At 65.6% G+C, this 19,617-nt stretch carries 14 protein-coding genes; 10 read left to right on the forward strand and 4 right to left on the reverse strand.

The annotated features are described in order from the left end of the window. Positions 1–102: 102 nt before the first annotated feature. The gene (locus OU995_RS19660) at positions 103–3,075 is read right to left on the reverse strand and encodes an Ig-like domain repeat protein (RefSeq protein ID WP_267831742.1); all 2,973 of its coding nucleotides are present in this window, start codon (positions 3,073–3,075) and stop codon (positions 103–105) included. 666 nt (positions 3,076–3,741) lie between these two features. On the opposite strand from OU995_RS19660, the gene OU995_RS19665 reads away from it, so the two are divergent. The 4 genes from OU995_RS19665 to OU995_RS19680 all read left to right on the forward strand — a co-directional run bounded on the left by OU995_RS19665 (position 3,742) and on the right by OU995_RS19680 (position 9,474). After that, positions 3,742–5,109 carry a TolC family protein gene (locus OU995_RS19665; protein WP_267831743.1) on the forward strand — a complete coding sequence of 456 codons (1,368 nt, stop codon included), beginning with the start codon at positions 3,742–3,744 and terminating at the stop codon, positions 5,107–5,109. 71 nt (positions 5,110–5,180) lie between these two features. Then, on the forward strand, positions 5,181–7,508 hold the full coding sequence (locus OU995_RS19670) for an ATP-binding cassette domain-containing protein (RefSeq protein WP_267831744.1): 2,328 nt from the start codon (positions 5,181–5,183) through the stop codon (positions 7,506–7,508). Positions 7,509–7,530: 22 nt separating this feature from the next. Next, on the forward strand, positions 7,531–8,688 hold the full coding sequence (locus OU995_RS19675; protein WP_267831746.1) for an HlyD family efflux transporter periplasmic adaptor subunit: 1,158 nt from the start codon (positions 7,531–7,533) through the stop codon (positions 8,686–8,688). 117 nt (positions 8,689–8,805) lie between these two features. Beyond that, on the forward strand, positions 8,806–9,474 hold the full coding sequence (locus tag OU995_RS19680; protein ID WP_267831748.1) for a response regulator: 669 nt from the start codon (positions 8,806–8,808) through the stop codon (positions 9,472–9,474). 165 nt (positions 9,475–9,639) lie between these two features. Here the strand turns inward: OU995_RS19680 and OU995_RS19685 are convergent, their stop codons facing one another. After that, complete coding sequence (locus OU995_RS19685) at positions 9,640–10,695, reverse strand: EAL and HDOD domain-containing protein (protein WP_267831749.1); 1,056 nt, start codon at positions 10,693–10,695, stop codon at positions 9,640–9,642. 509 nt (positions 10,696–11,204) lie between these two features. Here OU995_RS19685 and OU995_RS19690 point away from each other — a divergent pair. Further along, entirely contained in the window at positions 11,205–11,882 is a 678-nt protein-coding gene (locus OU995_RS19690) for an OmpA family protein (RefSeq protein ID WP_267831750.1), read from the forward strand. Positions 11,883–12,164: 282 nt separating this feature from the next. On the opposite strand, the gene OU995_RS19695 is transcribed toward OU995_RS19690, so the two are convergent. Then, on the reverse strand, positions 12,165–12,407 hold the full coding sequence (locus OU995_RS19695; RefSeq protein WP_267831751.1) for a hypothetical protein: 243 nt from the start codon (positions 12,405–12,407) through the stop codon (positions 12,165–12,167). Positions 12,408–12,511: 104 nt separating this feature from the next. On the opposite strand from OU995_RS19695, the gene OU995_RS19700 reads away from it, so the two are divergent. Further along, on the forward strand, positions 12,512–13,822 hold the full coding sequence (locus OU995_RS19700; protein WP_267831753.1) for an IS1380 family transposase: 1,311 nt from the start codon (positions 12,512–12,514) through the stop codon (positions 13,820–13,822). Positions 13,823–14,065: 243 nt separating this feature from the next. Here OU995_RS19700 and OU995_RS19705 read toward each other — a convergent pair whose 3' ends face one another. Then, complete coding sequence (locus OU995_RS19705; protein WP_267831755.1) at positions 14,066–14,629, reverse strand: hypothetical protein; 564 nt, start codon at positions 14,627–14,629, stop codon at positions 14,066–14,068. A gap of 334 nt (positions 14,630–14,963) precedes the next feature. Here OU995_RS19705 and OU995_RS19710 point away from each other — a divergent pair, with 334 nt between their 5' ends. The 4 genes from OU995_RS19710 (at position 14,964) to OU995_RS19725 (ending at position 19,615) form a co-directional block, all read left to right on the forward strand. Next, a complete protein-coding gene (locus OU995_RS19710; protein ID WP_267831756.1) occupies positions 14,964–15,140 on the forward strand; it encodes a DUF1328 family protein in 177 nt (58 codons plus the stop codon). A 130-nt stretch (positions 15,141–15,270) separates the two neighbouring features. Then, complete coding sequence (locus OU995_RS19715; protein WP_267836307.1) at positions 15,271–15,783, forward strand: ferritin-like domain-containing protein; 513 nt, start codon at positions 15,271–15,273, stop codon at positions 15,781–15,783. An 8-nt stretch (positions 15,784–15,791) separates the two neighbouring features. Next, positions 15,792–17,333 carry a phospholipase D-like domain-containing protein gene (locus OU995_RS19720; RefSeq protein ID WP_267831757.1) on the forward strand — a complete coding sequence of 514 codons (1,542 nt, stop codon included), beginning with the start codon at positions 15,792–15,794 and terminating at the stop codon, positions 17,331–17,333. A 158-nt stretch (positions 17,334–17,491) separates the two neighbouring features. Next, positions 17,492–19,615 carry an AsmA family protein gene (locus OU995_RS19725; RefSeq protein ID WP_267831758.1) on the forward strand — a complete coding sequence of 708 codons (2,124 nt, stop codon included), beginning with the start codon at positions 17,492–17,494 and terminating at the stop codon, positions 19,613–19,615. The last annotated feature ends 2 nt before the right edge of the window (positions 19,616–19,617 follow it).

Genomic DNA, 19,617 nt, shown 5'->3' on the forward strand with positions numbered 1-19,617 from the left:
GCATGGCGACCGTTCCCCGGAGCGAGACCACGGCCTGGATGGAATCAAAGAAGCAGAGGGAATGAGGCCAAGGTCTGGTTGGCCTCGCGGACTTTGGTGGACTTAGAGCACCTCGTGGACCGTTGGGGCCGAAAGGGCATGGGGTGTCGTTGTGTTGGCGAGCAGTTGGGCCCAGGTCGCCTCGGTGGCATCAAAGGCTTGAGTTCCCGTCAGCGGGTCTGGCACGATGAAGGCTTCCGGCGGCGACATGCCAACCGTCGTGCCCTCCGACGCCTCCACCTTCCACGCCACGATCTCCGTGGTGGCGGTATGGCCTGCGGCGTCGGTCACCACCGCACGGAAGAGATAGTCCCCGGGCGGAAGGGCGTCGGTATGCGACAAGACCGGCAGCCACTGCTGCCCCTGATCGACAGACACCTGGTACGCCACCGTCTCGACAGACTCCGCCCCTTGCCACTGCAGCTCGAGGCCGTCACCGGGATGGGCGGTCAATTGCAGGTATCCGGCCTCTGGCGGGGTGCGGTCGATGGTCACCGAGACGACCTGTCCCAGCGTGGTGTTGCCGGCCAGATCGGTGACCTCGGCCTTGAACCCATGTTCACCTTCGGCCAGGTCGCTTTGGAGGGCCGCAGTCGGGTTCCAGGTGAGCCCACCGTCGGAGGAGTGCAGGAACCGCAGCGTGGCGCCGGGTTCCAGGCTGGGCAGCGTGAGGGTGAAACTGTCATCGGCGGTGAGGCGGTCCCCCGCCAGACCGGTGTCAGTGAAGTCGGCCAACTGCAGCGGGCCTGCCTGGGGCGCCTGGCGGTCGATCGTGACAGCCACCTCTGCACCGATGGCCCGGCCGCCGCCTGCATCGATGGCCACCGGGCGGAACAGATAGCTGCCGGGTGAAAGATCCTGCTGGGTGGATGTTTCATTCCAGGTCCGGCCCCCGTCTTGAGAGACCTCGATGACCCCTGTCGCGGACCGCGCCACATCGGTGATCGACAGACTGAACTGGCCGTTTTGTGTGACACGGTCGGTGGATGACGCGCCCGTATCGTCCAGATTGAGCAGGTTGAGCGTTGGCACGCTGGGCGGTTGCGCATCCATCAGCATGTCGATGGTGCGGGTGGTGTAGACGGTGCCTTGGTCATCGGTCACCAGGGCACGGAAGCTGTAGCGTCCGTCCTGCAGATTGCTTTGACTGGCGGTGGTGTTGCGCCAGCTGGCACCGAGGTTGTTGCTGACCTGCCACTGGATGGCGCTGACGGAGCCGGCGGGTCGATGCACGAGGTCGAAGGTGCCATCCGATGTGATGCGATCCAGCGCCGAGGTACCGGTATCCAGGAAGTTGGCCAGACCAATGGAACCGGCACCGGCACGTTGGCCGTCGACCTCGATCTGGATGATGTTGGAGTAGCTGCGATTGCCGGCCGGATCCTGGAAGGTGGCCCGAACCTCATAGCGGCCGTCCAGCGCCCCGGTGACCACAGCGCCGCAAGGCAACCATTGGGTGGTGCCGTCCAGCCGCACTTCATAACTGACCCGAGCCTGGCCCGAGAAGGACGAGACCGCCAAATCGAAAGTGCCGGTGGTGGAGCGGTAGCCGGAATTGATGTTGCCGCTGCCGCCAGGTACCAATGCATTCAGAATGGCAGTGTCCGGTGGCGTGGTGTCCACAGTGAGGGAGACAGGATCCAGCACGGTCTGGTGGCCCGCAGCATCCTGAAGAATGGCACGGAAGCTGTGAAGGCCTTCCGGCAGGCCGCGGACGGTGGCGTCCACGGGGGTCCAGGTGAGACCACCGTCAGACGAGTGCTGATAGATCGCGGTGGTGTCGCCACTCAGCGTCAAGAGCAGGTTGACATCGCCGGTGCAACTGAGGGGGGAAAGGCTGCTCCACCCCTGTTCACCCACCTTGCGCAGTTGCAGCGCCTGGACTGCGGGCGCCTCGGTGTCGATGGTGAAGGTCTGGACATTCGTGATGCTTTGATTGCCGGCCAGGTCGGTCACCACGGCACGGAACAGGTAGCGCCCGTCCAGGAGGCCCGGCTGGGTGGCGCCCGTACGGAGCCAGGTGAGGCCTTGGTCCTGTGACAGCTCGTAATGAACGGTGGCGCCGGTCTCCAACGGCCCCACGGACAACTGAACGCTTCCTGGTTCGGCATTCCCCTGGACTTGCAGGTCGTGGACCGTCGGAGCCTCGCCGTCCACCGTGACGCCCACGGACGAGGTCACGGATTCACCGGCAGCGTTGCTGACCACGGCCCGCAACAGGTGGCGGCCATCTGGCAGCCACTGGAGCGTGTCGCCGCAGTCCTGCCAGGTCACCCCACCATCGGAGGAGCGTTGATAGCGGACCTCGGTCCCGGCGTCCTGGCCTTCCAGCTGGAGCGTGAGCGCACCGTCCGAGGTGATGGTGTCCAGGGCGCTGGCGCCGGTGTCGGTATGCAGACGCAGCAGCAGGCGCCCGGCGTTGGGGGGCGGCTGCACGGGGATGGACGGGGTGGTGGGTGTGGTGGGATCGGTGGTGGCGTCCGGATGCTGGGGGCCCGCGCCGGCGCCAGGCTGGTCGGGGTTGGCCGCGCCTGGAAGGCCTGCGGAAGGGTCGAGTGCAGCGATGTCTCGCACCGGTGCACCGCTGCCGCGACCCAACAAGGCAAGGCCGGTGGCACCGGTCACAGCGGCCAACCCCCATAGGAGCCCGCCGCGGTCGCGGTCGTCTTCGGTCGGGCGGGAGGCTTCCAGCGCGTCTGCAGGGGCCTGGAGAGAGGCTGGAAGCGGGGCACCAGAAGACACAGTGGCCTCCGCGGCGGCGGCAAGGGGCTCACGCGGGGGCTCGAACAATGGCTCCGGCTGTGTTTCAGCCGGAAGGTCTGTCAGGCCCGGCTGCATGGACGGGTCCGACATCGGGTCACTGTTGAGGTGATCATCCCGCACCGGGGGCGCGTCTTCCGGGAAGTTGGCGACGTCTGCGGAGGCGTCCACACCAGCGTCCACTTCCGCGTCTGACGGCTTGCGGCCACGAACGGCCTTCCGGACGGGTTTCAGGAGCGCTTCGGCGCTGAGGAGGGAGCGGAAGGTGTTGGTCATGGCGCTTGATAAGTCGAGGTGGCGGCGCGGCTACGAACCGGCGACACCGAAACATCCCGATCAGCTGAAGCAGAGCTCAAACCGCGAATAAGACGCGCATGGACATTGAATATCCAGGCGCTTCACTCGCCAATTTCAGTTCAGCGGACAAAACTACGACTGAGAATTAAGTTTGGCGATTTAATAAAAGCGCCGATCCGAATATTCAGCAGATGGGGTCGATGCGAAAATTCTATGAATCCCCACTGCAGATTTGGATAGCAGCGCTTTGCCACAAACCCGTCGGAAATACCAAAGGTTTGTTGCGTACTAGCAATTTTTTGCAGTACTGACCGAGCAACTCCCGGCCCCGGCCGGCCAACGCCTCCCTCTCTCTGGGGATGGCGGTGTTCATAGCGTCTCCTCGGAATGGAGGGTCGGGGGCGCAAACGGGGGAAGGAAGGGTTCAGGCTTCATCGGCAACCCCCATTCCATGGCAGCACACCCTCAAATGACAGGGTCTGGACTGCGATGAATGAGGGGAGATTGCAAAAACTTGCTAGTCAAAGTCGCCACCGCCCCCGCAGACACCCCATGCCTTGCTTTTAACTAGCACATCGATGCTATTGTTGCCCTGCGAACCGGCGCTCGAAACTCTCGACACACCCCAGCCAAGAGAGTTTCCAAATGGCAACCACCCGTGTGATTTCATCGAGCGTCAGCGCTACCCAAACCCCGGTTTCCAGCCGCCCCTACCGGTGGCTTCCATTTGTGCTGGCCAGCGGGCTCAGCCTGATTCCCGTGGCGATCTCGGCCACGGCCCTGCCGCCAGCGCCTGCCGAGGCCGCGAGTACACCGACCGGCCAGGAAAGTTCTGCACCCGCAGGGACGGACGCAGGTGCAACGCTCCGGCCCTGGGGCGCGGACATGGATGACTTCCTGGCAGCGGCCCTGACCTGGGACCCCACCGTCGAGCGTGCCAAGGCGCAGATCGCCGCCGCGGAAGACGGGGTCACTGCTGCCAAGTGGCAGTTCGGCCCCACCCCCAGCTTCAGCCGTGAGCCGGCGGGGTCCGGCCACTATGTGAATGTGCTGCGCCTCCAGCAGCCGCTCTACACCGGCGGGGCCCTGACGGCCAACCTCCGCGCGGCACGTATCACCGTTCAAAGCAGTCATCAGGAACTGGCCGCCGCACGGTTGCAGCTCAAGATCAATCTGGTCACCTTCTGGGCCGACTGGGTCAAGGCTCGCCAGCGGGCAGCCAGCCTGTCCTTGCTGGAGCAGCAGCATCAGGACCTGCTGGCCATGATCCAGCGCCGTGCTGCAGCCGGCGCCGCCACCACCTCGGATGCCGCTCTCGCCGCCTCCCGTCTCAGCGCCGTCAACAATGAACTGGCGCAGGCGCGGCTGGAAGCATCGCTCCAGCGGGAGCAACTGCAACGGCTGGCCCGGCGTCCGGTGCCGGACCTGCTCACCCACGCCCTGGACGGCGACCTGCCGCCCGCCCCCTCGCTGGCCCAGATCCTCGACAGCATCCAGACCTCACCGGACATGGCCATTGCGCGCGCCAATGTCGATCTGGCCCAGGAAGAACTGACCAAGTCCAAGGCCGGCCTGATGCCGTCGGTCAGCCTGCGGATGGATCATCAGTCCGGCGCCGTGCGCGACCAGCGCATCGGCGTTGTGGTGCAGGCCAGCCTGAGCGGTGGCCTCGGCAGTTTTGCCGCCCTGAACGCTGCGCGCAGTCGCATCCAGGCGGCCCAGGCCACGGTGGCGGCCACCGAGCAGGCCTTGTTCAACCGCTATCAGGTGGAGTTCACCCGCTACGCCGCAGCCAGCGCTTCGGCCCGTAATGCCATCACCACGGCGGACAACAGCGATCAGGTCCTGGCCTCCTACCGGCGCCAGTTTGCCGCCGGCAAGCGCGCCTGGCTGGACCTGCTGAACATGGTGCGCGAAAGCCATACCGCCCGGCAGTCCCGGCATGACGCCGCCATCGACGAGCGGGCCAGCCTGTACCGCCTGCAGATCCTGCTCCAGGGCAGTCGCGAATAACACGCGCCTCCCTCCGTCATCTCCCATCCGTCCCGGATCCCTTGTGGATCCCCCTCCAGAAAGGTTGCCCCATGCCCTGGTTCTTTTCCTCCCGGCCCCCGGCCACCCCGACGCCTGTGCAGGAACCCACTGCTCTGGTGCACTGTTTTCAGCAATGGATGCGGCTCAAAGGCCGTGCCGTCCCCGCAGACCGCCTCCGGCAACAGCTGGCCACCCTCCCGGGCGGGCAGACCCTGAACCTGGAGGGTGTGCGGCGCGTCGCCACCCACTTGGATGAGAGCGTCCGCTTTGTGGTGCTCACCGCCCCCCAGCAGGCGGCCCTGCCGCTGCTGGCCCAACATCCCGAAGCCGGCTGGCTGGTGGTCACCGGCCGCACCCTCGAAGGCCTGTGGCGCTGCGTGGATGCGCAGGGGCATCGGCATGAGCTGGTGATGGACCAATGCCGCTGCCTGCACACCATCGAGGACCCCTCCTTGATACAGACCGAGGTCCGCTCGGCCCGCGGACTGATGTTCAGCCAGATCCGTAGCAGTTGGCCGCTGTTCCTGGAAGCCGCCGGACTGTCGCTGGTGCTGGCTTCCATCGGCATTGCCATCAGTTTTTACACCATGCAGGTCTATGACCGGGTGATTCCCAGCCAGGGGCACCAGACGCTGTGGGTCCTGACCGCCGGGGTCGCCCTGGCCATCCTGCTGGAATGGCTGCTCAAGCTGGCCCGCACTGGCTTGCTGGAGCCGCGGCTCAAACAACTGGACGTTGGCATTTCCAAGGCGCTGATGAGCCGCCTGCAGGCCATCCGGCAGGATCAGCGGCCCGGCTCGATTGGCACGCTGGCCTCCCAGATCCAGAGCTTCGAGTCCATCCGCAGCATCCTGTCCACCTCCACCCTCTTCCTGTTGTTCGACCTGCCCATGGCCACGCTGTTTGCCGGTGTGATCGCCGTGGTCGGCGGCCCGTGGCTGGCCCTGCCTGCCCTGCTGCTGTTCATGCTCAACCTGCTCGGCGGCCTGCTGCGGGCCCGTCGCATTGCCCGGCTCAGCGCCAGCAACGTGAGCGGCGCCAATGCCAAGACCGGTCTGCTGGTGGAGTCCATCGAAGGCGCCGAAGCCATCAAGGGCATGGGCGCGGGCTGGCGCTTCGACAACCGCTGGGCGGGGCTTTCCGAATCCAACGCAGTCCAAAGCCTGGCGCTCAAGCACGAAACCGACGCCGCCGGTTACCTCGCCGCAGGCATGCAGCAGGTGAGTTACGTGGCGCTGATCTGTATTGGTGCTGTGCTGGCGATTGACGGGCACATCACCCAGGGCGCCATCGTGGCCTGTTCCATCCTGTCGGGCCGCGTGCTGTCGCCTTTGGCGTCGATCCCAGGCCTGCTGGTGCAGTTGGGCAATGCCGCAGCCTCGATGAAAGCGCTGGACGCCATCTATGCATTGGAAACCGACAACCACGACGTCGCCCGTCCGCTGGTGCCGGAACAGCCGGAAGGCGACATCGCCTTTGACCAGGTGGAGTTTGCCTATCCGGGCCAGAAGCAGCCACTGAAAATCGGCAACCTGAAGATCCGCTCCGGCGAGAAGGTGGCCATCCTCGGCACCATCGGCGCCGGCAAATCCACCCTGTTGTCCCTGGCCTGCGGCATGTCCAAGCCGACGCAGGGCACCGTTTATCTGGGCGGTGTCGACCAGCAGCAATTGCATGCCGGCTGGCGCAGCGAGCACATGGGCTACTGCCCCCAGCAGTCCTGGCTCTTCTCCGGCACGCTGCGGGACAACCTGGCATTTGGGCTGACCGATGTCAGCGATGAACAGATCATCCAGGCGGCTCAGAAGACGGGGCTCTGGCCGATCGTCTCTCAGCATCCGATGGGCCTGGACCGCAAGTTGACCGAAGGCGGCCGAGGTCTCTCAGGCGGCCAACGCCAGTTGGTGGTCCTGACCCGCCTGCTGCTGGCCCAGCGCCGCTTCTGGTTGCTGGACGAGCCGACCGCCAACATGGACGACGGACTGGAGCAATCCGCCGTGGGCCTGCTCAAGGCGGAGCTGAAGCCGGAAACCACCCTGCTGCTGGTCACCCATCGCCTCCCCCTGCTGGCACTGGTGAGCCGTGTGGTGGTGCTCACCCCGAACGGCATCTTGATGGATGGCCCGCGTGACGAGGTCCTGGCGCGGCTGCAGCAGCGGCCGACGGCGCCCGCCGCTTCGGTGCCTGCGACGGCCAAAGCTGTCCCCACCGCTGCCGCTGCCGGTAATACCGGGCGTCCCACCGTACCCGCCAAGTCGCCGCCACCCGTTCCCACCGTGACGCTGAACCCGTGCCGCAGCCCCAACGTCGTCCAGCGCCCCCTGCCCGCCCCGGCGGCGCCGCCCTCCCCGTCCGCCCAGCCCAGCGCTGTGGCCTGACCCCACTCCAGGAGAACTTCTCATGAAAGACTCTGCTTTCACCACACAGTCGCTTCACAGCATTCGCTTCACCATGATCGCGATCGTCGCGGCGCTGGGCGCCGGTGTGTTCTGGGCCAACCAGGCGAGCATTGATGAGGTGACTCGCACAACCGGAAAGGTCATGGCATCCTCCCGCACACAAGTCATCCAGGCCGCCGATGGAGGCATCGTGGAACAGATTTTTGTGCATGAAGGGGATGCGGTTGCCCAAGGCGACCTGCTGGTACAACTCAAGGACACCAAACCCAAGGCCGCGCTGGCCGAAGCCAGCCAGAAGGCCGCGGCGTTACAGGCGTCGCGGGCTCGGCTGCACGCGGAGACGCTGGACACGCCGTATCAGGGCGGCGGCCATGGGGGCTTTGACGCCATCCAGCGCCGTCTGCATGAGCGCCGCCAGACGGCGCTGAACGAAGACCTTGCCGTGCTGGAGAAGTCGGCCCGGCTGGCGGCCGAGGAAGTGCGCCTGAATGAACCCCTGTTCAAGAGCGGCGATATCAGCGCGGTGGAATTCCTTCGTCTGCAGCGCACCGCCAACGAGGCCGCCGGCCAGGTGACCGCCCGACGCAACAAATTCCTGCAAGACGCGCAGGCCGAACTGGCCAAAACCGAGGAAGACCTGGCCGGCGTGCTGCAGCAGCTGGAGGATCGCCGTGGCATGGTTGAACACACCCAGCTGCGTGCCCCGCAGGACGGTGTGGTGAACCTGATCACCCTGACCACCGTTGGCGCGGTGCTGCGGCCGGGCGACGAAATCATGCAACTGCTGCCCACCGGCGACGATCTGATCATTGAATCGCGGCTGAAGGCTTCGGACATCGGTTTTGTCCGGCCTGGCATGAAGGCCACCCTGAAGCTGGACGCGTTCGACTACAGCATCTACGGGACGCTGGAGGGCGAAGTCACCTACATCAGCCCGGACGCGCTGACGGAACGCACCCCACAAGGCACTGAGGTGCCCTACTACCGCACGCACATCCGCATCGATGCCAAGCGGTTCAAGGGTGAACTGGCGGACACCATCAAGATCCAGCCCGGGATGACCGCCACCGCCGAAATCATCACTGGCAAACACACGGTGATGGATTACTTGCTCAAACCGGTCAAGAAAACACTGTCCGAGTCTCTGGTGGAACGCTGAAGTTCATGCACATGAAGGTGGTTCTAACCACTGACACGTTTCTGATATGGGTCGCCTCGGCGACTCTCTCGCGCCCCATATGTTTACGCCAACCTCGATTCGTCAAGAGGGACACTCATGACCATTTCCGTCACCATCATTGAAGACGACGCCAACGTGCTGCAGCGCCTGATCGACGTCGTGTCGGCCAGCAGTGCCTGCCAGATCGTCGGCATCGGCCGCAACCGTGGAGAAGCGGTATCGGCCATTCTGGCCAATCGGGCGGACATCTATCTGGTGGACCTTGGCCTGCCCGACGTCGATGGCATTGACCTCATCAAGTTGATCAAGGAAAAGTGCCCGGAGTCGCACAGCATTGTGGTGAGCACCTTCGGCGACTCCAAACACGTGATGCGCAGCCTGCGGGCAGGCGCCAGCGGCTATCTGCTCAAGGAGGAGATCCAGCCGTCGCTGATCGAGAAGATCATTGCCACCCACAACGGCCACGCCCCCTTGAGCCCGGCGGTGTCGCGGCTGGTGTTGGACAAGCTGGAAAGCCTGGAAACCGGCGTCAAACCCAAGGTGGACCGGACCCAGAAGCTCAAGGAACTGGGGCTGGGGCAACGTGAATGGAGCGTGCTGAACCTGCTGATCGAAGGGCTTCCGATCGTGGACATTGGCAACCGGCTGTCGATCTCCCGCTTCACCGTGAATCAGCATTTACGCTCCATCTACCGCAAGCTCAACGTCAACTCGCGGGCGATGGCCACCAGTGTGGCGCGTATGCATGGGTTGGTGGACGACTGAACGGGCCGCCGCACCAACCGTCAACCCGCCTCTCCACAAGCCCGCTTGGCGCAATGCCAGGCGGGCTTTTTTGTGGGCGTCGGCGGCTCGCATCCACCGTGCGAAAAAAAAATGCCCGAGGAATGCCTGACAGGCACCTCTCGGGCATTTCTTGATCTGGAAGGATTAAAGCGTCTGGACCAGCGCCCGGTAGTGGGCAAACAGTCGCCGACGCCGTGCGGCCACGGACCATCCGGGCTCTGACTGCAACTGCGCACAAAAGCGCATCTGCGCCTGCTTCGCCAGCAGCACACGTTCCCGACCGCGGCCATGGACCGCCGCCACATTCATCTGCGTCAGCCAGCCCACCAGGACCGGGCGAGGCAGGCTCGCCAGCACATCCGTCATGTCCAGTGACAAGGCCACTTCACGAGGGGCATGCAGCGCCTGGAGTCTCAGCAGGCGAAGCACCAGGGCAGGATCGCTTTCGGCCAGGACCGACAGCGCCTCGACCTTCGCGCCGTCCTGCGCCTGCTCGTACAGCAGCCCCAGCAGCGGCGCCTGGCAACCGGGAAGCGCCCGCACCCGCTGGGTGACGGGGCGCTGGATGGCATAGCCCTGAAAAAGCGCCACCCCGTGGGACACAAGGCAGGCCTTTTCTTCGTCCGTCTCGACCTTTTCGGCCACCACACGCAGCCCACTGGTACGCGCCATACGGATCATCGGTTCGAGCTGATCCGCCGGAGTGGCACGGACATCGACCTTCACACTTTCCACAAACTCCGCCAGCGCCCAGCGCGGGTCATCGCTGCTTTCCACATCATCGAGCGAGAAGCGGTAGCCGCGCTGATGCAAGGCCTGCACCCGTCGCCGCACCTCGGGTGTGAGTGTCATCGTCTCCAGCAGCTCAATGACGCCAACGTCCGGGGTCAAGGCTTCGGCCATGGGGCTCAGCAGATAGCGCTCATCCATGTTCACGCACAGACTCCCCACAGGCGCATCGGGCCGGAGTTCGGTCAGCCATTGACCATCCAGCAGCGCGTTGCAGAGCGCCGTCGCTGTGGCGTAGGCGCCGAGGTGCGGCGAGACAGGGGCATCGGCGCTATTCCAGCGGAACAGCAGTTCACTGCCCGCCACCTGCCCTTGGGCATCCACGATGGTCTGGGTGGCAAACCGCAGCTCGGGGATGGTGAATTCTTCAGCCGGCGGCACAAAGACAGCGCTCGCTTGCGGCCCGGCCATGATCCGTTGAGAACGCGCCGCTGACTGCGAGGCCTTGGGAGCGGGGTCGCTCCTGGCCGCCCCGCCAGCAGACGCCCATGCCAGCGGGACCTCTGCGGGAAGCGGTGAAACAGCCGCAGCTTTGGCACGCGGTGCGGGCCCGACCGCACGATCCATTTCTTCTCTCCACATGATGTTGCCCCAGTGGCAGTTGCATTGCCCTCCATGCTAGGAATGGGCCCCGAAGCCACGAATAGCCGATGGAGGCCACCACCCCTCATGCACTAGCAACTTTGTGCAGTCTCCGTGTCCCCTTCTTCCAGCCACGGTTGACGAGCTTCGTCTGCGCAACCGTGCCGACCTTGCAATCGCACCCAGATCGTCCCACCCGAAGAGCCGGCGTTCGCCCACATCGTTCAGCGACCGGGCCTGGTTTTTGCCACTGAGCGATCCTGACCGGGGATACTCGGTCGGAGACCTTCGCCTGCGTTGAGTAGGCGGTCTCATTGAACAAGCAAGGAGATATCTACATGCGATTCACACACACCTCCCGGCGTCCCCAAGGTGCCGCATGCGCCGCTCTGCTGGTGGCCCTGCTCGCAGGCTGCGCCAACATGGATGAACGCCAACGTGGCACGGCGGGCGGCGCTGCCATCGGTGCGGTGGCGGGTGCCGTGATCAGCTCCGCCACGGGTGGACGGGCCGGCACTGGCGCGGTGGTGGGGGGCGCTCTGGGCGCCGTCGCGGGCAACATCTGGTCGCGCCGGATGGAAGAGAAGCGTCAAGCCATGGAGCAGGCCACGCAGGGCACCGGCGTGGAGGTCACCCGTACGGCCGACAACCAGCTGAAGCTGGACGTGCCCAGCGACATCTCCTTCGCTACCAACAGCGCCGCGCTGGAGCCGCGCCTGCGTCCGGTGCTGGACGGGTTTGCCCACGGTCTGGGCAGTGGCCCGGCCACCATCGTGCGGGTGATCGGTCACACCGACAACACGGGGACGGACGCCATCAACGACCCGCTGTCTTTGCGCCGCGCCGAGAGCGTTCGCAACTACCTGATCGACCGGGGTGTGCAGGGTCATCGAATCGAAGTGGCCGGCCGTGGTTCGCGTGAGCCAATGGTCTCCAACGACACAGCGGAGAACCGTGCACGCAACCGGCGTGTGGAGATCTTCCTGCGTGAACCGCAGCAAGGCTCCGGTGGTTGATCATGCGCTGATCGGCGGATGAGGGAACGCAGACCGGCGTCGGCTTCTGTCGTTGGACCTGCATCGGGGCCCATCGTTGCCCAGTGCCGCACATCGCCACCCATCGCCACCCATTGCCACCCATTGCCGTTTCCCGTCAGCTTCCCTCCTCACAGTGCCCAGCGTTCCACTGCTGGGCATTTTTTTATCTCGGCGTTTGACAGACCTGCATCAGCGCAATGGCGCAATGAAAGGGCCACCTCAGAGGGTGGCCCGCCAGCAGGGCACGCCATCGGCAGACGATCAGTGCAACCCAGACGCCGCGGCAGCCGGACCGCCGCGTGTGTCTTCAGGGATGGGAACGCTTCGAGTGGGCTCCGGACCCAGTTGGGCGCCGGTTTGATGCAATGCACCGCCCTCGCCCTCCCAGGTGGTGACCTCCTCAGGCTTTTTCCCGACAGTCTTGTGCAGCTTCTGGCTGCGGTGCTGCTGCCACTGCCACAGGGCATACCCCGCTAGTGCCAGGGGGAGGATGCGTTTCAGCATGGGTGACTCCTAGCCCGGATATTTCATGAGCATCAGGTCGGCAGCCTCGTGCCGAGGCGCGTTTTCATAGGTATCTCACCCCCTATGGAAACCGAGGACTGCCGATGCCAAAGTGTACCGATGCGACCGTTGAATTCGGACGGGTTGGAAGGCGTGTAGTCCAGGCCGCCTTCGATGGTGGTGACATCGTCAGTGACGGCGGCGTGCTGTTGCTCAAGCGGGTCGATGAGCGCCTTGGTCTGACCCGCGCGGCTGCCCTGGCGCTGGGCGACGGGCGTCGCCTCGCCAGTGTCCAGCACGACCTGCGCAGCCTGCTGGCGCAGCGCATCTACGGTCTGTGTCTGGGCTGGTCGGACGTGTGCGACCACAACGTGTTGCGCAGCGATCTGTTGATGCAAACGGCCGTGGGTCGTGCCGAGCCGCTGGCCAGCGCGCCCACGCTCAGCCGCCTGGAGACGGCGGCCACGGCCGAACATGCGGCGGTGCTGCACGACGTGCTGATGCAGCAGTTCATCGCCAGCCACGCCAAGGCGCCCAAGGAGCTGGTGCTCGATGTCGATGCCACCCATGTGCCGCTGCACGGCCAGCAAGAGCGCGGCCACTTCCACGCCTACTACGACAACTACTGCTACTTGCCGCTGTACGTCTTCGCCGGGCAGGACCTGCTGGCCTGCGTGCTGCGCCCCAGCGACCGGGACCCGGCCAGCGTTGTCAGTGCGCTGATCAAGCGCTTGCTGGTGCCGCTGCGCCGCGCGTGGCCGAAGACCAAGATCATCGTGCGGGCGGACTCGGGGTTTTGCCGCCCGCGCGTGCTGCAGCGCCTGGAGCGCTGGCGCGTGAGCTACATCATCGGGCTGCAGAAGAACTCGCGTCTGAACGATCAGGTAGCACTGGCAGAACTGGCGCTGGCCGAGCAGTTCTCTGCCAGGCGCAGCAAGCAACGGATGTTCGGCGAGTTCCAGTACGCGGCCCACACCTGGGACAAGGAGCGTCGCGTCATCGCGCGGCTGGAGCATGGCGAGCAAGGTGTCAACCCACGCTTCATCGTCACCGACCTGCCGGGATCGCCCAAGGCTCTGTACGAGCGCCGGTACTGCGCCCGTGGCGAAGCCGAGAACCGCATCAAGGAAGCGCAACTCGATCTGTTTGGCCGGCGTGCGAGTTGCCACCGCTTCCGGGCCAACCAGCTGCGGCTGCTGCTGGCGGCGCTGGCGTACACCTTGATGATCAACCTGCGCCGACTGGCGCTGCAAGGCACCGAGCTGGCCCAGGCCTGCACCGCCACCATCCGCACCAGGCTGCTGAAGATTGGCGCGGCCGTGCTGCGCAACACCCGCCGCGTGCGGGTCCTGCTGGCATCGGCTCACCCGATGAAGCATGTCTTCCTGGCCGCTGCTGGCGCCCTCAGCCCCTAGCAACTCATCCAGTGCCTGGCCCGCGCGTTGACACCAAACCGGCCCGCAACCCAAGCCGGGGAAGGGGTAATCGCGCCTGGGTGTGTGTCATCAACCAAGCTCAACGCAGCAAACGGCCACGACGCGCCTCAAATCGTCGTTCGGACAAGCAAATCAGCGCCGCGAACCCATCCAGTACGCTACTCGTGAAAGATCCGGGCTAGGGATGTCGTGCAGTTGGGAATCCGGAAGATGGTTGAGCCGTCAACGGGACGCAGCACTGGCCGGCGGAAGAGGACGCGGCGGCGCCTTCGGCCGTTCCGGCGTCATGCCTGCGGGGGGTGCTGGCGGCACAGGCGGGACGGGGGGCGGCTGAAGGGTGGGCGGATTGGGCGCTGCGCCGGCCCCGGTGGGGTTCTCTTCCACCATGCGGTCGATCCTCTTCAGGATGCCGCCGTTTTGCAGGCTGCCCTCCCGCGTGCCTTGCCCCAGCACCATGGCCCGGCAGTCCTGACGATCTTCCTCGGCCACGCGCTGGCAGCGCAGCATCGCGTTGTTCGCCAGTTCTTCTTCGCTGGCCGTCTTGAGATGGCCACGACGAGCTTCGTCCCGGGCTGCGGCCGCTTCCTTCAGGCAGGGGGTCTTGTCCTGCCCGGTACGCCCGGCCAGGCAGGCCGCCCGCTCCTTCTCGTAGGTGCTGGCGGCGGAGGACTTGCCCACTGCACTGGCGGCAAATGCAGGCGCGGCCACCATCATCACGGCGGAGATCACGGCGCCCGCCGTCACCAGCGCGGTCGTGGAGGTCTGAGTCAGCAGCTTCAGCTTCATGTTTTCTCCTGGTGCCGGCTCGGTGAGCAGCCGGTCTGATGGCCTTCCTCCCAGGGAAGGTGATGGAGGGACGGCCCGAAGGACCTTGGATGACTGAAGCCTATCCATCCCCCTCTGCGATGTCTGTCATACCTTGCCGGGCGCTGGTGTAGGACCCGTCCGGCAACCCGTCGGCCAGCCTCCTGTCCAGCCCCCTGCGTGTGGCCGCGAGACGGGCCCGGCGGCGTGCTGTCCTACAGACGGACGTGGGGCTGGCTGATGCCGTGCCCAAGGGGGTGCCCCCTACAGTGAGCCTCAGTGCCGCAACGCGGCTTCGGAGTGAAAGGACATCATCATGTTGAAGTGGGCCCTGATCTTTGCCGTCATCTCCCTGGTGGCAGGTGTGCTCGGCTTTACCGGCATCGCCGCCGGTGCGGCGGGTATTGCCAAGATCCTGTTCGGCATCTTCCTGGTCATCTTCCTGGTGCTGTTGGTGCTGGGCATCACCGGCGTCAAGGCCCTCCGCAAATAGCTCCGGCCGACCCGGCCCCGTGGCCCAACGGGCCTGAGCGCCCCTTCGCCAAGGCGCGCCGGCCTGCGGCCTTCCCAGCCACTCCCAACCCTGGAGCCAGCCAATGAAGCAGGAACAAGACAACCAGACCATGCAACTCGACGCGTCCGCACTGGAGCGCGCCCGTAGCCATCTCGACGATGGCGCGGTGACGCCCAGCTACGGCCCCTGGCGCGACCCGATCGTGAAGTTGCTGAACGACGCCCTGGCCACCGAGCTGGTCTGTGTACTGCGCTACAAGCGCCACTACTTCACCGCGCACGGTCTCTCCTCCCCGAGCATTGCCCAGGAGTTCCTCGAACATGCCAACGAGGAAAGCGCTCACGCCGACAAGCTGGCCGAGCGCATCGTGCAATTGGGCGGCGAGCCGGACTTCAACCCGGATTCCCTCACCAAGCGCAGCCATGCCGACTATGACGACTCGGACGACCTGAAGTCGATGGTCCGCGCCAATCTGGTGGCCGAACGCGTGGCCGTGGAAAGTTATCGCCAGATGATCACCCTGATCGGCGACAAGGACCCGACCACCCGCCGCATCCTGGAACAAGTCCTGGCGGATGAGGAAGAGCATGCCGACGAGCTGTTGGACATGCTGAAGGACTGAATCTTTCCATGACCTCGACATGCCCCCCCTCCCGCTCCACCCCCACGGACCGGCCCAAGCCGACACCGAAGCGGTGGTGGTCCTGGAAGCGGGGGGCCCTGTCGATCCACCCGGCAACGCTGCTGGTGAGCTTGTGCGCGGCCGTCGGCATGGCGGCCTGCGCCACGCCGGCGCCGCCAATGCAGGGCCCCCTGCCTGAGCCGCCGGCCTCCACACCGTCGGCCGCCCAGGTGGCCCGCCAGGTGGATGTGGTCGGCGCCAAGGGCGTGCTGGGCCCGCAGCGGCGGGAGCAGGTCATCCAGACTGCGGCGGCACAAGGCAGCGCCGACCTGCTCAAACGCCATCTGGCCGCGATGGCGGGTGTGGGGGACGTTGATCTGTTTGCCAACAACGATGCGCGCCTGCTGATCGACGGCCCCGCCACCTTCGAGGCGATGTTCGCCACCATCCAGAAGGCCCGACGACAGATCCTCCTGGAAAGCTACATCATCGAAGACGCCGAGGTTGCGCGAAAGCTGGCCGAACTACTGATCCAGCGACGGCAGCAAGGCGTGAAGGTCGCGGTGATCTATGACGCGATCGGCTCGCTCTCCACCCAGGAGGCGTATTTCGACCGCATGCGTCAGGCGGGCATCGCCATCTGCGCGTTCAACCCGGTCAATCCGCTCAAGAGCCGGCGCTATCACGACATCACCGAGCGGGACCACCGCAAGATCCTGGTGGTCGACAACGACGTTGGCTTCACCGGCGGCATCAACATCAGTGCGGTCTACTCCTCCGGATCGGGCTCCTTCGGCGGGGGCTCCTTCGGCGGTGGCAAGAGCCGCAAGAAACTGGCCGACGCCAGCAAGGAAGAACAACAACGCGGCTGGCGCGACACCATGATCCAGGTGCGCGGCCCCGCTGTGCAAGCCCTGCACGACATGGTGCTGCAAACCTGGAAGCAGCAGGCCTGCGAGGGCGCGCTGGAAGCACTGCCGCCCCCCCCCGGTGGGGCGGGTCAGCAGCTGATGCGCATCGTGCCGAGCACACCGCAGGACAAGGAAAACCGCATCTACACCCTACTGCTGGGCAGCATCCGTGCGGCCCAACGCAGTGTCTACCTGACCATGGCCTATTTCGCCCCCGGTCAGGACATGGTGGATGCGCTCACAGCCGCCGCCGAGCGCGGCGTGGACGTGCAGCTCATCCTGCCGTCCAAAAGCGACTTCTCACCGGTCATGCATGCCGGCCGAAGCCACTATGAGCGGCTGCTCAAGTCCGGCGTGAAGATCCATGAGCTGCAGGATGCCGTGCTTCATGCCAAGACAGCCGTGATTGACGGTGTGGTGTCCACCGTGGGCTCCAGCAACATGGATTGGCGCAGCTTTGTACACAACAACGAAGTGAATGCGGTGGTGCTGGGGGAGGACTTCGGCAGTGCCATGACGGTCATGTTCCTGAAGGACCGCAGCGCCTCACGCACCATCGACCTGGACACCTGGAAGCATCGGCCCTTGCTCCAGCGTGGCAAGGAATACTTCTCCAGCCTTCTTGAACATTGGTGGTGACAACAATGACCCCAAACCCGCCAACGTCTGCCCCAGCGGGCCCGCTGCCCCCTCGCTCTGACGGACCAGACGGCCCACACCGCCCTGACAGCTCTGAGGGCCCAGTCACCCCTCCCACCTCGAGGGCCCGTCAAGCCCGCCACCACTGGCTCACCGGCGTGGTGGTCGTGCTGGCCCTGCTGATGGGCGGCGTGGCTGTCTGTGAAGCGTTGGGCTGGCCGTTTTTACGCCGTCCGCTGGAAAACTGGCTCAGCGAGAAGCTGGACCGCATGGTCAGCTTTGATGGCTCCGGTGAAACCCGCTGGACGCTACGGTTCATTGGCGGCCTGCGCCTGCACACGGACAGCCTGCGCATCAGCGGCCCGAGCTGGAGCACCATGGGTCCGATGGTGGTGGCGCAGGACGCGCGCCTGGCGCTGCGCTACAGCGATCTGCTGGATCTGAAACGCGGCGGGCCGCTCCGCGTCAAGAGCCTGGAGGCCGGTGACCTGGCCCTGCGGCTGGAGCGAGATGTGGAAGGCCGCGCCAGCTGGCAGTTCGGCCCGCAGCCGGACAGCAGCACCCAGGTGCGGGAACGCCCCCGGCTGGACGGGGTGGGATTTGACCTGCTGAGCGTTCGCCAGGGGTCGGCGGTGGTGGATGACAAGATCCAGCAGTTGTCCCTGCTGGTGAAATTCGCCTTGCGAGAATCGTGGGACATGCCACCGCCGGATGAGCATCTGCTGGACCGGGCCGATATTCCGTTTGGATCGAATGCCACCCGCGCGAGCGCCCCCCCCCCGCCTGCGGACAAAGCCGCTGCAGCGTCCGACGCTGGCTCTGCGGCCACCGGCACAACCGTGGCCGCACGCCAGGGCGTCCTCGCCACGGCCGAAGGCCATTTCCACGACATGCCCATCAAGGCCAGGCTGCGCACCAGCTCTGCCCTGCCCTGGCTGTCCTCCGACCCCAATGCGCCCGCCGTGGAGGTGACCCTGCGGGGTGACATCGGCCGTGCCCGCCTCTCATTCGACGGCGAAGTGCGTGACCTGCTGGGCAGCCAAGGCCTGACCGGCCGCTACCAGCTCGCGGGCCCGTCCCTGGCAGCGGTCGGTGAACCGCTGGGGGTCACCCTGCCGACCACACCGCCCTTCGCGATGAAGGGCACCCTCCAGCGTGACGGCACCCATTGGTCCACCGTGGTGCAGACCGCCACCATCGGAAAGAGCAAGCTCAAGGGCCAGTTCGATTACAAGCGCCCACGCAACCAAAAGGCCCGTCTCACCGGTGAGTTGCGCGGCGGTGAACTCTGGCTGGCCGATCTGGGGCCCTCCATCGGTCTGCCCACCGACCGCAAGGCCCCCACGTCCAGCAAGCCCAATCGCGTGCTGCCGGACCGCCAGTTCGATCTACCCGCCCTGCGGGCCATGGATGCCGACGTCACCGTCAATCTGGACCGCTTTGAATCCGGCACGGCCTTTCTGCAGGCCGCTCGTCCGCTCAAGGGACGCATTGTGCTGACCGACGGTGTGCTGGAGATCCGCGACATTGACGCCCGCGTGGCCAAGGGCCAGTTCTCCGGCCGCATCGTGTTGGATGGCCGCCAGCCCAGCGCCCATTGGGAAGTGCGTCTGCGCGTGGCGGGTGTGCTCCTGGAGCAGTGGTTGCAGACCCACCGCGCGCCCAACAAGCCGCCCTATGTCACCGGGCTGATGGGGGGGCGCATTTCGCTGGATGGCCGCGGCCGGTCTGCGGCGGACCTGCTGGCCACGGCCGATGGCCGCATCGTGCTGTATTGGACACAAGGCACGGTCTCCCACCTGATCGTGGAAGCGGCCGGCATCGACCTGGCCCAGGCGGCAGGTGTGCTCATCCGCGGGGACAAGGACTTGCCGGTGCAATGCGGCATCGCGGATCTGGCGGTGAAGGACGGCCGTGTCACGCCCCAGCCCATGATTGTGGACACCCGCGACTCGCTGGTCCGCGTGGAGGGCGATATTTCGCTGGCCACTGAACGCATGGCCTTGCGGGCGAAGGTGGAACCCAAGGACGTCAGTCCGCTCACGCTCCGCACACCGCTGAAAGTGGAAGGCACATTGTCCGATCCGTCGATCAGCCTGGAGAAGGCGCCCCTGTTGCGCCGGGTGGTGCCCGCCGCCGTGCTCGGTGTGGCCGTGGGGCCGCTGGCGGCCCTGCTGCCGCTGGTGGACTTGGGCGAGGCGCCCGACGATCAGGACAAGGCAGCGCTGTCGGAATGCAACGCTGCGTTCGCGCGCCATGCCAAGCGGGGCGCCGGTTCGTGATA

The organism is Roseateles sp. SL47, from assembly GCF_026625885.1.
GTDB lineage: Bacteria > Pseudomonadota > Gammaproteobacteria > Burkholderiales > Burkholderiaceae_C > Roseateles.

Coding starts and splice junctions, on each gene's coding strand:
- OU995_RS19675 (WP_267831746.1), top strand. CDS start 7,531: ATGAAAGACTCTGCTTTCACCACACAGTCGCTTCACAGCATTCGCTTC.
- OU995_RS19660 (WP_267831742.1), bottom strand. CDS start 3,075: ATGACCAACACCTTCCGCTCCCTCCTCAGCGCCGAAGCGCTCCTGAAA.
- OU995_RS19720 (WP_267831757.1), top strand. CDS start 15,792: ATGACCTCGACATGCCCCCCCTCCCGCTCCACCCCCACGGACCGGCCC.
- OU995_RS19695 (WP_267831751.1), bottom strand. CDS start 12,407: ATGCTGAAACGCATCCTCCCCCTGGCACTAGCGGGGTATGCCCTGTGG.
- OU995_RS19705 (WP_267831755.1), bottom strand. CDS start 14,629: ATGAAGCTGAAGCTGCTGACTCAGACCTCCACGACCGCGCTGGTGACG.
- OU995_RS19700 (WP_267831753.1), top strand. CDS start 12,512: ATGCCAAAGTGTACCGATGCGACCGTTGAATTCGGACGGGTTGGAAGG.
- OU995_RS19680 (WP_267831748.1), top strand. CDS start 8,806: ATGACCATTTCCGTCACCATCATTGAAGACGACGCCAACGTGCTGCAG.
- OU995_RS19685 (WP_267831749.1), bottom strand. CDS start 10,695: ATGGCCGGGCCGCAAGCGAGCGCTGTCTTTGTGCCGCCGGCTGAAGAA.
- OU995_RS19710 (WP_267831756.1), top strand. CDS start 14,964: ATGTTGAAGTGGGCCCTGATCTTTGCCGTCATCTCCCTGGTGGCAGGT.
- OU995_RS19715 (WP_267836307.1), top strand. CDS start 15,271: ATGCAACTCGACGCGTCCGCACTGGAGCGCGCCCGTAGCCATCTCGAC.
- OU995_RS19690 (WP_267831750.1), top strand. CDS start 11,205: ATGCGATTCACACACACCTCCCGGCGTCCCCAAGGTGCCGCATGCGCC.
- OU995_RS19665 (WP_267831743.1), top strand. CDS start 3,742: ATGGCAACCACCCGTGTGATTTCATCGAGCGTCAGCGCTACCCAAACC.
- OU995_RS19670 (WP_267831744.1), top strand. CDS start 5,181: ATGCCCTGGTTCTTTTCCTCCCGGCCCCCGGCCACCCCGACGCCTGTG.